The sequence below is a fragment of the Aequorivita aurantiaca genome (assembly GCF_030410135.1).
Lineage (GTDB): Bacteria > Bacteroidota > Bacteroidia > Flavobacteriales > Flavobacteriaceae > Aequorivita > Aequorivita aurantiaca.
Window position 1 is genome coordinate 154,143 of record NZ_JAUGQQ010000003.1, and the last position, 13,539, is coordinate 167,681.

10 protein-coding genes are annotated in these 13,539 nt (G+C 41.4%); 6 read left to right on the forward strand and 4 right to left on the reverse strand.

What is annotated here, in order from left to right; all coding sequences use genetic code 11:
- Window positions 1–24: 24 nt before the first annotated feature.
- The 3 genes from capB to QRD02_RS06460 all read right to left on the reverse strand — a co-directional run bounded on the left by capB (window position 25) and on the right by QRD02_RS06460 (window position 4,715).
- Window positions 25–1,290 (reverse strand): cysteate-C-fatty acyltransferase, encoded by a 1,266-nt coding sequence (gene capB / locus QRD02_RS06450; protein ID WP_290254111.1) that lies wholly within the window; start codon window positions 1,288–1,290, stop codon window positions 25–27.
- Window positions 1,291–1,463: 173 nt separating this feature from the next.
- Window positions 1,464–2,501 (reverse strand): cysteate synthase, encoded by a 1,038-nt coding sequence (gene capA, locus QRD02_RS06455; RefSeq protein WP_290254112.1) that lies wholly within the window; start codon window positions 2,499–2,501, stop codon window positions 1,464–1,466.
- 78 nt (window positions 2,502–2,579) lie between these two features.
- Window positions 2,580–4,715, reverse strand: coding sequence for a S9 family peptidase (locus QRD02_RS06460; RefSeq protein WP_435373024.1), 2,136 nt, complete (start codon window positions 4,713–4,715; stop codon window positions 2,580–2,582).
- A 64-nt stretch (window positions 4,716–4,779) separates the two neighbouring features.
- On the opposite strand from QRD02_RS06460, the gene QRD02_RS06465 reads away from it, so the two are divergent.
- The 6 genes from QRD02_RS06465 (at window position 4,780) to QRD02_RS06490 (ending at window position 10,985) form a co-directional block, all read left to right on the forward strand.
- A complete protein-coding gene (locus tag QRD02_RS06465; protein ID WP_290254114.1) occupies window positions 4,780–5,103 on the forward strand; it encodes a YbaB/EbfC family nucleoid-associated protein in 324 nt (107 codons plus the stop codon).
- 150 nt (window positions 5,104–5,253) lie between these two features.
- Complete coding sequence (locus QRD02_RS06470; protein ID WP_290254115.1) at window positions 5,254–7,668, forward strand: alpha-ketoacid dehydrogenase subunit alpha/beta; 2,415 nt, start codon at window positions 5,254–5,256, stop codon at window positions 7,666–7,668.
- Between the two features lie 66 nt (window positions 7,669–7,734).
- Window positions 7,735–8,256: a hypothetical protein gene (locus tag QRD02_RS06475; RefSeq protein ID WP_290254116.1), complete on the forward strand. Its 522-nt coding sequence runs from the start codon at window positions 7,735–7,737 to the stop codon at window positions 8,254–8,256.
- Window positions 8,257–8,646: 390 nt separating this feature from the next.
- Window positions 8,647–10,314, forward strand: a complete 1,668-nt coding sequence (gene asnB / locus QRD02_RS06480) for an asparagine synthase B (protein ID WP_290254117.1) — start codon at window positions 8,647–8,649, stop codon at window positions 10,312–10,314.
- Window positions 10,315–10,600: 286 nt separating this feature from the next.
- Entirely contained in the window at window positions 10,601–10,741 is a 141-nt protein-coding gene (locus tag QRD02_RS06485; RefSeq protein WP_290254118.1) for a hypothetical protein, read from the forward strand.
- 37 nt (window positions 10,742–10,778) lie between these two features.
- The gene (locus QRD02_RS06490) at window positions 10,779–10,985 is read left to right on the forward strand and encodes a hypothetical protein (RefSeq protein ID WP_290254119.1); all 207 of its coding nucleotides are present in this window, start codon (window positions 10,779–10,781) and stop codon (window positions 10,983–10,985) included.
- 58 nt (window positions 10,986–11,043) lie between these two features.
- Here the strand turns inward: QRD02_RS06490 and QRD02_RS06495 are convergent, their stop codons facing one another.
- The gene (locus QRD02_RS06495) at window positions 11,044–13,536 is read right to left on the reverse strand and encodes an ABC transporter permease (RefSeq protein ID WP_290254334.1); all 2,493 of its coding nucleotides are present in this window, start codon (window positions 13,534–13,536) and stop codon (window positions 11,044–11,046) included.
- Between the last annotated feature and the right edge of the window lie 3 nt (window positions 13,537–13,539).

Here is a 13,539-nt window from a genome sequence, read left to right on the forward strand (position 1 = left end):
TTTTCCCCTATACAATAATTTGTTTTAGATTTTTTCGCCCATCGCTTCAGCAACGGCTGCGGAAAGACGTTTGTAAGTTCCATTCTCCAATCGCTCGCGTATGGCAGAAAAAGCCGTAAGTGTTTCTTCTATATCTTGCATTGTATGGGTGGCTGTTGGAATCATTCGCAACAAAATCAACCCTTTCGGGATTACTGGATACACTACAATTGAGCAGAAAATACCGTGGTTTTCACGAAGATCTTTTACCAAAGCCATCGCCTCAGGAATGCTTCCTTTTAAATAAACGGGCGTTACACAGCTTTGCGTGGTGCCCAAATCAAAACCTTTTTTCCTGAGTCCGTTTTGTAATGCGTTTACATTTTCCCATAGTTTGTTTTTAAGCTCGGGCATTGTGCGCAGCATATCCAAACGTTTTAGCGCACCTTCCACCAACTGCATCTGCAACGATTTTGCAAACATCTGGGAACGTAAGTTGTATTTCAGATAATTCATTATTTCCTCATCGCCTGCAATAAAAGCGCCCGTGCTGGCCATTGATTTTGCAAAAGTTGCAAAATAAACATCAATACCATCCTGTACGCCTTGTTCCTCGCCCGCTCCGGCACCTGTTTTTCCGAGTGTTCCGAATCCGTGCGCGTCATCCACAAAAAAGCGGAAGTTGTATTTTTTCTTAAGCTCGATAATTTCTTTCAACTTACCCTGTTCGCCGCGCATTCCAAAAACCCCTTCGGAAATAAGCAAAATTCCACCGCCGGTTTTTTCAGCAACCTTTTCGGCGCGTTGCAGGTTTTTTTCGATACTTTCCATATCGTTGTGCTTGTACGTAAAACGTTGCCCCAAGTGAAGACGGACGCCGTCTATAATACAGGCGTGGGCGTCAACATCATAAACAATCACGTCATCTTTTGAAACAAGTGCATCAATGGTAGAAACCATTCCTTGATAGCCAAAATTCAATAAATAAGCGGCTTCCTTGTGTACAAATGCGGCAAGTTCGCGTTGCAGTTGCTCGTGAAGATCGGTGTGGCCACTCATCATTCGAGCACCCATTGGGTATGCCGAGCCCCATTTTGCGCCAGCTTCAGCATCTGTTTTTCTCACTTCGGGGTGGTTGGCGAGGCCCAAATAATCATTGATGCTCCAGGTTATAACCTCTTTGCCCTTAAATTTCATTCGGTTGGAAATGGGACCTTCCAGTTTTGGGAAAACAAAATAGCCTTCCGCCTGCTCGGCCCATTTTCCTAATGGCCCTTTATCCTTGTAGATTTTATCAAATAAATCTTTCATCAATAATAGTGATTAAATTGGTTGGCAAAATTAAATAAATAAATCAGCATAGCAAGATTTACGATATATGATTTTGGTGTGCCCTATCCGCAAAAATTATATTAAATTAAAAAACCGATTGAAAATTTTCAATCGGTTTTAAATAACGTGTATCCACAAGTGTAAGTCTAAAATTATTTGATGTATTCTATTTGATGGATTTCGGCAGTTTCTGAATCGAAGAAACCTTGTTTTTGCATCCATTCATCATTATAAATTTTGCTCATATAACGAGACCCGTGATCTGGAAAAATAACAACAACGTTGCTTGCTTCGTCAAATTCCCCTTCTTCTTCCAATTGTTTTATGCCTTGCATTGCGGCACCGCTGGTATATCCAACAAATAGTCCTTCTGTTTTTGCCAATTCACGAGCTGTATGGGCACTTGCCTCATCCGTTACTTTTTCGAATTTGTCAATGATAGTGAAATCGGTAGCAGTTGGAATCAAATTTTTACCCAAACCTTCTATTCGGTATGGATAGATTTCATTGGCATCAAATACCATTGTTTGGTGGTATTTCTGAAGAACTGATCCGTATGCATCAATTCCTATAACTTTTATATCAGGATTTTGTTCCTTTAAAAAACGCGCCGCTCCTGAAATAGTGCCGCCCGTGCCACTGCAAGCTACCAAATGCGTAATTTTTCCCGCGGTCTGTTCCCAAATTTCTGGGCCAGTGGTTTGGTAATGGGCATCAATATTCAATTCATTAAAATATTGATTTATGTAAACCGAACCTTTAATTTCATTGTGCAATTTTTTGGCCACTTCGTAATAGGAACGTGGATCGTCTGCACTCACGTGAGCCGGGCAAACATACACTTTGGCCCCCATGGTTTTAAGCATATCAATCTTATCAGCCGAAGATTTTGAACTTACAGCCAATATACATTCATAACCTTTTATTATACTAACCATTGCGATGCTAAAGCCGGTGTTTCCGCTTGTAGTTTCAATAATGGTATCGCCTGGTTTAAGGATTCCCTTTCTCTCGGCTTCTTCAATAATATAGAGTGCAATACGGTCTTTGGTAGAGTGTCCTGGATTGAACGCTTCAACTTTTGCGAAATAATTACCTTTTAGATTCTGGGTAATTTTGTTAAGCTTTATCAACGGTGTGTTACCTATAAGTTCCAACACGTTATTGTGGGCTTTTATTTCTTCTTTCATAAAGAGGGTATTGGTTTTAAAATGACTTCAGCCTGAAACTGAAAATTTTAACCGCACAAAGGTAAGTAAATATTTTTATTACTCTGTAATTCCTTCCAAATCCAACAGAAATGCATAGTCCATTGCTACCTCCTTGAGTGCTTCAAAACGCCCGGAAGCGCCACCATGGCCCGCATCCATATTTGTTTGCAAAAGAAGTTGGTTGGAATCAGTTTTTTTGTCGCGAATCCTGGCCACCCATTTGGCGGGTTCCCAATATTGCACTTGGCTATCGTGCAATCCTGTGGTAACAAGAATGTTCGGATAGTTTCTGGCTTGCACATTATCATAGGGTGAATAACTTTTCATGTAGTTATAATATTCCGGATCATTAGGATTTCCCCATTCGTCATATTCACCGGTAGTCAATGGAATTGAGTCATCAAGCATGGTGGTAACCACATCAACAAAAGGGACCGAAGCTATGATGCCGTTGTATAATTCCGGCGCAATATTTACTATTGCGCCCATAAGAAGCCCCCCTGCGGAACCTCCCGAAGCGTAAAGATGTTCTGGGGAAGTGTAGCCTTGTTCAATTAAATATTTGGAGGCATCAATAAAATCGGTAAACGTATTTTTCTTTTTAAGCAATTTTCCATCCTCATACCATTGTCGGCCCATATATTCTCCGCCGCGGATGTGGGCTATAACATATATAAAACCACGATCCAGCAGGCTTAAGCGCACGGATGAGAAATATGGGTCCACTGTGGCGCCATAGGATCCGTACCCATAAATGAGCAATGGGTTTTTGCCATCTTTTTTAATTCCCTTTCTGTAAATAACCGACATGGGAATTTTTGTGCCGTCCGTTGCATTGGCCCACAGCCTCTCGGTTTCATAGTTATTTTTATCAAATTTGCCACCCAAAACCTCTGTTTCCTTTAGTACAGTTTTCTCTTTGGTTTCCATATTGAAATCAATTACCGAGGCGGGCGTATTCAAGGAATTATAACCGTAGCGTAATATTTTTGTGTCGAATTCTGGATTTTGCGTAGTATGTGCCGTATAGGTTTCATTGTCGAAGGGCAGGTAATAATCCGCGTTCCCATCCCATTTTTTGATTCGTATTTGGGTTAGCCCATTGTTGCGTTCGCTGACCACCAAAAAATCCTTGAAAATATCAATATCCTCTAACAGAACATTATTCCTATGCGGAATCATATCTACCCAATTTTCTTGGGTAGTTGCGCCTTCCGCAGTTTTCATCAATTTAAAATTAAGAGCGTTGTCCTTATTTGTCAATACATACCAATTATCGCCAAAGTGGGAAATACTATATTCCAGTCCTCGTTCCCGCGGTTGGAAAATCCTGAAATCACCCGTGGGATTATTGGCCTCCAAAACTCGGTATTCCGATGTTAATGTACTGTATGATCCAATAACAATGAATTTTTTCGACTTTGTTTTATACACATAGGTGCCGAAGGTTTCATCTTCTTCTGTAAATATCAGTTCGTCCGTAATGGGGTCGGTTCCCAGAGTATGGCGATAAATTCTATCGGCGCGAAGGGTTTTTTCGTCCTTTCGAGTATAAAATAAAACCGAATTATTGCTATCCCAAGTAGCGCTTCCCGTAGTTAGCGGAATACGCTCGGGATAAATTTCCCCTGTTTCAAGGTTTTTTATATATATGTCATATTTTCTTCGGCTTAACGTATCCACCCCGAAGGAAATAAGTTTATTGTCCTCGGAAACATTTAAGCCGGTAAGGTTGTAGTAGGAATGTCCTTTTGCCATTTCATTTACATCAAAAAGAATTTCCTCTTTAGCGTGAAGCGAGCCCTTTTTACGGGTATAAATTGGATAATCCTTTCCGGTTTCGAATCTGGTGATGTAAAAATAACCGTTCAATTTATAGGGAACTGACTGATCATTTTCCTTTATGCGCGCCTTCATTTCCTCGAACAGATCCTCTTTGAATTTTTTAGTGTGGGCGGTCATCGATTCATAATAAAGGTTTTCCTCCTTTAAATAATCAATAACCTTTTCATCTTCGGGATTGTTTAGCCAATAAAATTCATCGATGCGAACATCACCGTGGGCAGTTAACTGCTTTTGGATTTTTTGGGCTTTCGGGGGAGTAATTTTCATATTAGGTTTTGAAATTTCCTGCGCATTTATTGAAGCGGCAAAAATAAGGGATGCAATTGAAAGGAAGGCATATTTTTTCATCATTATATAATTGTTGAATTGTACCACAAAGTAGTAAATTTGGACCAAATTAAAATATAAAAATATGTTTGGAGATTTAATGGGAATGATGGGCAAACTGAAAGAAACCCAAGAAAAAGTAGAAGCCACAAAAAAACGCTTAGACACAGTGCTTATTGGTGAAGCAAGCCACGATGGCCTGTTGAAAATAACACTTACTGCCAACCGGAAAATAAAATCCATTGCAATTGATGACAGCCTCTTGGAGGACAAGGAGCAACTGGAAGACTATTTAATACTAACCTTAAACAAAGCAATCGAAAAAGCCACAAATGTGCACGAAACTGAAGTTGCAGCCGTAGCAAAAGAAGGAATGCCCAACATTCCTGGTTTGGATATGTTTAAATAACTAATTTCCAGTGCAAATGCCGTTGCCGAAGAGGTATTAGTTATAAAATTGATATACATTTTTATAATTCGCAATTGACTTGTGAATAATTAAGCATTGCGAACCACGGCCGATTTCGCTATTTTTGCAATAATCAAAAAAATTTATAGAATGCAGACTGACCCAAAAACTAACGGCGAAATTTCTTTCGAAGATTTTAAGGAAACCGTTCTAAACGATTATAAAATAGCAGTAACCAGCCGTGAGTGTAGTTTGTTGGGCCGTCGCGAAGTGCTTACCGGCAAAGCAAAGTTTGGGATTTTTGGTGATGGAAAGGAGATTCCCCAATTAGCGTGGGCAAAAGCGTTCAAGAATGGCGATTGGCGCAGTGGCTATTATCGCGATCAAACTTTTATGATGGCCATTGGCCAGCTTACGGTTGAACAGTTTTTTGCGGGTCTATACGCGCATACCGATATAAAAGCCGACCCAATGAGCGCCGGAAGACAAATGGGTGGTCATTTTGCAACCCACAGTTTAAATGAGGACGGCAGTTGGAAAAACCTTACACAACAAAAAAACAGTAGCGCAGATATTTCCCCCACAGCTGGGCAAATGCCCCGTTTGCTAGGATTGGCGCAGGCATCAAAAATTTTTAGAAACGTAAAGGGGATTGAAAACAAAACCAATTTCTCCATAAATGGGAATGAAGTAGCCTGGGGAACCATTGGAAACGCAAGTACCAGCGAAGGACTGTTTTGGGAAACCATAAACGCTGCGGGTGTGCTTCAAGTGCCGATGGTAATGAGTATTTGGGACGATGAATACGGAATTTCCGTTCACGCAAAATACCAGACAACCAAAGAGAACATTTCTGAAATATTAAAAGGTTTTCAGCGAACCGAAGATGAAAATGGGTATGAAATAATCCGTGTTAAGGGCTGGGATTATCCGGAACTTATAGAGGTTTACAACCGTGCTTCCACAATTGCGCGCGAAGAGCACGTTCCCGTTTTAATCCACGTGCAACAATTAACGCAGCCACAGGGCCACAGTACAAGCGGCTCGCATGAACGCTACAAAAGTAAAGAACGTTTGCAGTGGGAGGCTGAATACGACTGTAATGTAAAAATGCGCGAATGGATAATTGCCAGCGATATTGCTACAGATGAAGCTCTAACAAAAATTGAAAACGAAATAAAAAAACAAGTTCGCGATGGAAAAAAGGCGGCTTGGGAAGCCTTCCTCGCGCCCCAGAAAAAGGAAAAGGATGAAGCCGTTTTATTGCTAGGGAATCTCGCCGAAAACAGCGCCAATAAAAATTTCGTTGAAACAATAAAGAACGAATTGACTTCGGAAACGGAGCCATTACGAAGAAATATTCTTGCCGCTGCCCGTAGAGCGTTGCGATACACCGTTAGCGAGCAGTCTTCCGAAAAGAAACAACTGCAGGATTGGATCAATAATTATTTCGAAATAATCCAACCCAAATACAGCGCGCATCTCTATTCCGAAGCAAAGGAAAATGCCACTACAATAAAAGAGGTCCTTCCCTCCTACGCCAGCGATGCCGAGGAAGTGGACGGCCGAGTGATCCTTCGTGATAATTTTGATGCTATTTTCAGCAAGCATCCCGAAGTATTGATTTTTGGTGAAGACAGCGGTACAATTGGGGACGTGAACCAAGGTCTGGAAGGAATGCAGGAAAAATACGGCGAACTGAGAGTTGCCGATTCGGGAATTAGGGAAGCCACCATTCTCGGACAGGGAATCGGGATGGCGATGCGCGGCCTGCGCCCCATTGCAGAAATTCAATATCTCGATTACGTTTTGTACTCCCTGCAAATAATGAGCGACGATTTAGTAACAGTTCGATACCGAACCAATGGCACCCAAAAAGCACCGTTGATTGTCCGCACCCGTGGGCACAGGCTTGAAGGCATTTGGCACAGCGGTTCGCAAATGGGCGGCTTAGTTCATTTGCTTCGAGGGATGTACATTCTCGTGCCTAGCAATATGACCAAAGCCGCCGGCTTTTATAACACCCTGCTTGAAACCGATGAACCCGCTTTGGTGATAGAATGCTTGAACGGCTACCGTTTAAAAGAAAAAATGCCAAATAATCTAGGCGAACTTAAAACCCCAATAGGGGTCGTGGAAACCGTAAAAGAAGGTACTGACATCACGTTGGTTTCTTACGGAAGCACACTGCGCATTGTGGAAGAAGCCGCGAAGGAACTGCAACAAGCGGGAATAAATGCCGAGGTTATTGATGTGCAATCCCTGCTTCCCTTAGATTTAAATCAAGATATGGTGAAAAGCGTGGCCAAAACCAATAGGCTTTTGGTAATTGATGAAGACGTTCCGGGCGGGGCTGCGGCGTATATTTTAAACCACATTGTTGAAACGCAAGGTGCATACAAACATTTGGACAGCAAACCTCAAACACTCACCGCGAAAGCGCATCGCCCACCCTATGGAACCGACGGCGACTATTTTACAAAACCTTCCGTGGAAGATGTATATGAAAGGGTTTATGAAATTATGCATGAGGCTAATCCGGCGGAATTTCCCAAGTTAAGATAACGCTAAAGTATTGTTATTAGTGGGCTAACCTGCGTATCTTATAGCGTATTTTTAAATATTAACGCTATGAGAAAGATTTACACACTTTTATTATTCCTGCTTTTTTCAGCAGTCCTTCCGGCGCAAAACGTCAAGAATAACACCCAATTTATACCTCAATCTGAAGTACCACTTCCTGTATTGGAACGACAAAAAAGTGTTTTCCCAACCAATTTTGTGTCTGAGTGGCAGGTTCAAAAAATAAATGAAATGCAAGATGCCCCTAACTTACGTTATATTGCAAAATTTGAGGAAGACGGTAGACCTGGTTTTTCAGCCTCGTATTTCCCCGATGGATTGTTACTTTACCATTCTGAATTTATTCCGGGGGAAATAATTCCAGCGCCTGTTCGCTTAAAGATTGAAGAAAATTATAAAGATTTCACCATCCATAATTCTGAATTTATATCTCTATATTATCCGCAACGGGAAATTTATTTGGTGAAATTAATGGATGATATGCAGATGCAATATGTTTTTTACGACACAAACGGAAACGAAATTGATAAAAACAATCTTCCGGTGGAATTGCTATTTCTTTTGAGATAGTTATAAGATTACTAATAGGATGGGTTTGAAGCATTAAAGCATTTCATCGGAATTTTCATTTCATTGAACAATTAAATGAATTTTCTTCGGAAAATTTTTGGAAAGCTTAAATTTATTACATTAAATTAGCCAAACAGTTAAAGCAAAAGAAGTTTATGATACGTTTCAGATTAAATAATAATAATAATAATAATAATAATAACGAGCTGCCGTAACAAAAACTTGTCGCGATATAGGGCCTGTCAAGTTTTTTCTTGACAGGCTTTTTTTTTACATCCCCCTTGCCCCCTTTCAAAGGGGGAATTTTGAAGTAAAAGCTCCTTCCCCCTTTAAAGGGAGGGCTGGGATGCGATTTTTTTAATAAGTAACTAACCAATAAAAATTGAAATCATGTGTGGAATTGTATGTGCATTCAAACTTAAAGAACCAGCGGAATCGCTTAGGCTTCAAGTATTATCAATGTCGAAATGTATCCGTCACCGCGGGCCGGACTGGAGCGGAATTTTCAGCAACGACAAAACAATTATGGCACACGAGCGGCTCGCGATTGTGGATCCAACTTCTGGGAAACAACCGCTTTTCAGCAGTGATGGCAACTTGGTACTCGCCGCAAATGGTGAAGTCTATAATCATATGGAACTTCGGAAGCAATTCAAAAATTATGACTTCCAAACCAAGAGCGACTGCGAGGTAATCCTTCCTTTATACAAGGAAAAAGGTTCAAGCTTTTTAGATGAAATGAACGGCATCTTCGGCTTTGCACTTTACGATATAGAAAATGACAACTACTTTGTGGCGCGTGACCATATGGGAATCATTCCGCTATATATGGGATGGGACCAGCATGGCACATTTTATGTAGCTTCGGAACTGAAAGCCTTGGAAGGCGTTTGTACCAAAATTGAACTCTTTCCTCCCGGCCATTATTTGGACAGTCGCGAAGGCGAACTGAAACGTTGGTACTCTCGCGATTGGATGGATTATGAAAACGTAAAGGACAACGAAACCAACATTGCGGAACTCCGCAAGGCAATGCAAGCCGCCGTACACCGCCAATTGATGAGTGATGTGCCTTACGGCGTTTTACTTTCCGGGGGGCTGGACAGCAGCATTACTTCCGCCATTGCAAAAAAATATGCCGAAAAGCGTATTGAAAGCGAAGATACGGAAGGCGCTTGGTGGCCACAGCTGCACAGTTTTGCCATCGGTTTGGAAGGCAGCCCAGATCTAGCCGCAGCACAAAAAGTGGCAGACCATTTAAAGACTGTACATCACGAAATAAAATTCACAATCCAAGAGGGTATTGACGCCATTCGCGATGTAATTTACCACCTCGAAACCTATGACATCACCACCATCCGTGCCAGCACGCCTATGTATTTAATGGCCCGCGCCATTAAGGCGATGGGCATAAAAATGGTGCTGAGCGGTGAAGGGGCCGATGAAATTTTTGGCGGCTACCTTTATTTTCACAAAGCGCCAAACGCAGAGGAATTTCATAAAGAAAATGTGCGCAAGTTGGACAAACTGCATATGTACGATTGCCTTCGCGCCAACAAGTCACTGGCCAGTTGGGGCATTGAGGGGCGCGTACCTTTCCTCGATAAGGAATTTATGGACGTGGCAATGCGCATCAACCCGCAGGACAAAATGATAAATGGTGAGCGAATGGAAAAGTGGGTGTTGCGAAAGGCTTTTGAGGATATGTTGCCCGAAAGCGTGGCCTGGCGCCAAAAGGAACAATTTAGCGACGGCGTGGGCTACAGCTGGATTGATACCTTAAAGGAAATGGTAGCAAACAAAGTAACCGACGAGCAATTGGCAAACGCCAAATACAAGTTTCCCATCCAAACGCCCACCAGCAAAGAGGAGTTTTATTACCGAAGCATTTTTGCCGAACATTTTCCCAGCGACACCGCCGCACTGAGTGTACCCTCCGTTCCATCTGTGGCGTGCAGCAGTCCCGTTGCTTTGGAGTGGGATGCCAGTTTTAAAAATATGAACGATCCAAGCGGAAGGGCGGTTAAGAATGTGCATGCAGATGCCTATGCTAAGTAGGGATTAGGATTCGTGGTAGGTATTCAGTTGTTAGTATTCAGTGTTCAGTGGTAGAAATTTAATCTCGAAAAAAAAACGACCAAAATAGAACGTAGAAATATGAAATCAAGATTTGAACGAATGCTTTTCCCAAAACAGGATTCTAGATTTATTTACTTCCCTCCTTTAACTTTTAAAATGATTTCGTTGTTAAATAATGTTAGGATTTATGGTAAAGCGCTGAGAATTTAATAGCTTGTATTCAGAATTATTAAAATCAAATTTTATCAATCTAAAATTTTAAATTATGAAAACACCAAATTTTGAAGACAAACAAGGAAAGCACCCCATTCCCCACGCCAAAGGAATTGCCAAGGACGATAACCTCAATCCAAAATCGCAAACGGATGGAAAAGGTGCAAAAAAAGAAAAGAAGGAAGAAGAGTAAATTGAACAAGTTATAACCGAATTCAAAAAATATCAAGATGGAAAAGAAAACACCAATGCTAGATCCCAAAAATAAAAACGAACAAAATATAGAAAAGCAAGATGGGCCGGAAGAACCAAATTCCAAACCTGAAGCCGTAAAGGAACCTAAAAAGGAAAATTCCAAAGAGGTGCCAGAATCCAATGACCCTGCGGGTTATAGCGAATCTGGAAATATTAAGAAATCTCCTATTAAGAAAAAATAGGAGATTTTTATTTTAAAATTCCAATTTCAAATGCGAAATTCCAAATTCTAAAATTCAACTATCCATTCTTCCGAAGTACCTCCAATGGAGAGCTCATTAAAACTCCGCGAATGTTGCTTAATCCTATTACCAAAACCAATAGGGAGATTCCGGGTAAGAAAACTAAAAATGGCAATATTGATGGTGTAAAGGGTTCCTCAAATACAAATAGTGCCAATAACAAACTGCTAACTAGTGCCAAAAGTATTCCCAAGAGACTGCCCAAAATTCCCAAAAATAAATATTCCAGGGCCGTGATGCTCAATATCTGCTTGTTTTTTGCGCCGAGGGTCCGCAGCAATACACTCTCTTTTATACGCTGATATTTACTGGTACGTACGGAGCCAATTAATACAATTATTCCCGTAAGGATACTGAAGAATGCCATAAAATTTATAATCCATGAAACCTTATTCAGAATATCCTCTACTACGGCAAACATTTGTCTTAAATCAATTACGGAAACATTTGGGAATTTGGTTACCAGCTCCCGCTGCAGGTTTGCCGAACGCTCCTCAGTGGGAGCATAGGTTGCCAAAACATGGAATTGTGGCGCGCTTTCCAAAACGCCTGCTGGAAAAACGACTGAAAAATTAGGCTGAAGGGTTGTCCAATCCACTTTTCGAATGCTTGCAACCTCAGTTTGCATTAGCACCCCTTGCACATTAAAAACCATAGCATCGCCAACCGTTACATTGGCATCTTCCGCCAGATTTTCGGAAATGGAGATTTGGATGGTTTCGTCTGCACTTTGCTCTGTCACCCACTGTCCTGCCAAAATTTCTTCGGAATCGGTAAGCTTATTGCGATAGGTGGTCCTAAACTCATGATTTAAAAGCCAGCTTTTGATCATGGATGTACTATCCGTTCGCAATTCATTTACCGATTCATTTTTTATGCTATGCAGCCGCATAGTAACCAGCGGAATATTATCCAAGACCGGTAGATTATTTGCTTTAAAAGTGCTTACAACCTCCCCGACTTGATCCGGTTGTACGTCTATGGTAATAAGATTTGCACTTTCGGCAGTTTGCCCCAAGGCGGCTTTATCCATTAAAATATATTTTGTAAAGTGTAGTGTGCTAATTAAAAATGTTCCCAAACCTATAGCGACCAGCAGCACAATAGTTTGATTGTTGGGACGAAATAAATTCAGCAAACTTTGCCTTGTAGTAAATCCGGCGCCCTTCGGAAAATATTTCTTAACCAAGTGCATTGTAAATGTGGCAATACTCGTCAAAATTCCGAAGGTTATAAATACTCCTCCTATGAACGCAAGCGCAAATAAAAAATCCCGAAGCAACCAATAGGAAATGGCATATAAAAACAAAACAATAACGGCGATGGCAACGAAGCGAGCCTTATGAGCTTGTTTTGAAGTCTCGCCGCTAAATCGCAACACTTCCAAGGGCGAAACGTACCAAGTGCGCAGAAGTGGTAGTAACGCAAATAAAATTGACATCACCAAGCCCAGAAGTACTCCCATAATTATAGGTTGCGCAGTAATAGTTATGGTTAAATCAAACGGTAGAAATTCCTTTAATACGATCGGAAAAAGCTGCTGAAGCCCTACCCCAATTAGAGTTCCGATTAGGCCCCCCAAGATGCCAATTCCCGCAATTTGTATCAAGAAAATCAAAAAGCTTTGTTTTCGGGATGCGCCCAAACATTTTAGAATCGCTATGGCCTTTATTTTTTCCTTTATATAAATATTAACCGAACTGGCAATTCCTACACAGCCCAACAGCAGTGCGATGAAGGCGGTTAGGTTTAAGAAAGAACCAACATTTTCATACCGGCGGCCTAATCTACTGCTCGTACTGGTGTGGGTATCCAAATCTGCATTTTCCGCTTCCAGTATTGGTTGGAGCTTTTCTTCCAACGCGATTAAATCTGCATTGGGTTGTTTGTAATAAAACTGATATTCCTTTCGGCTTCCGAACTGCAACAGCTCTGTACCCGCTACAAACCGGGAGGGAATAATCACCATTGGGGCAACCGAACTTGCTACAGCAGAATTTCCGGGAATCGCGTTTAATGCACCAGCGATGGGCAAGGTTATTTCGCCAATTTTAATAGAATCGCCAGCGTTCAAATTATATTGCAACATTAAAGTGGCGTCCACCAAAGCCCCGCCGGAAGTTTGATAGTTAAAGGCGGCTTGTACGGGCTGTGTTTCCAAATCTCCATAAAAAGGAAAATCGCCCTGTAATCCGCGGACGCGTACCAATTTCGTTCCATTTTTTTTAGGAAAGGCAACCATTGAAACAAAATTCACTTCCGAAGCATCGGGTTTCAGGGAATCTATAATTGCTTGCGCCCGCTCGTTCGGAACCTGATCTGTATCAATAAGAAAATCGGCACCCATCAAGGATTTTGATTGCCGCTGAATATTGTCAGTAAGGTTTTGGCTGAAGAGTTGAATGGAAACTACGGCTGCAATGCCTAAAATAATGGAAGCCATAAAAAGTAACAGTCGCGCCCGGCTTGCCTTTGCATCACGCCAAGCCATCTT

Bases quoted from the DNA above. Each gene is read 5' to 3' on its own strand.
- capB (WP_290254111.1), bottom strand. From the start codon at position 1,290: ATGAAAGATTTATTTGATAAAATCTACAAGGATAAAGGGCCATTAGGA.
- capA (WP_290254112.1), bottom strand. From the start codon at position 2,501: ATGAAAGAAGAAATAAAAGCCCACAATAACGTGTTGGAACTTATAGGT.
- QRD02_RS06460 (WP_435373024.1), bottom strand. From the start codon at position 4,715: ATGAAAAAATATGCCTTCCTTTCAATTGCATCCCTTATTTTTGCCGCT.
- QRD02_RS06465 (WP_290254114.1), top strand. From the start codon at position 4,780: ATGTTTGGAGATTTAATGGGAATGATGGGCAAACTGAAAGAAACCCAA.
- QRD02_RS06470 (WP_290254115.1), top strand. From the start codon at position 5,254: ATGCAGACTGACCCAAAAACTAACGGCGAAATTTCTTTCGAAGATTTT.
- QRD02_RS06475 (WP_290254116.1), top strand. From the start codon at position 7,735: ATGAGAAAGATTTACACACTTTTATTATTCCTGCTTTTTTCAGCAGTC.
- asnB (WP_290254117.1), top strand. From the start codon at position 8,647: ATGTGTGGAATTGTATGTGCATTCAAACTTAAAGAACCAGCGGAATCG.
- QRD02_RS06485 (WP_290254118.1), top strand. From the start codon at position 10,601: ATGAAAACACCAAATTTTGAAGACAAACAAGGAAAGCACCCCATTCCC.
- QRD02_RS06490 (WP_290254119.1), top strand. From the start codon at position 10,779: ATGGAAAAGAAAACACCAATGCTAGATCCCAAAAATAAAAACGAACAA.
- QRD02_RS06495 (WP_290254334.1), bottom strand. From the start codon at position 13,536: ATGGCTTGGCGTGATGCAAAGGCAAGCCGGGCGCGACTGTTACTTTTT.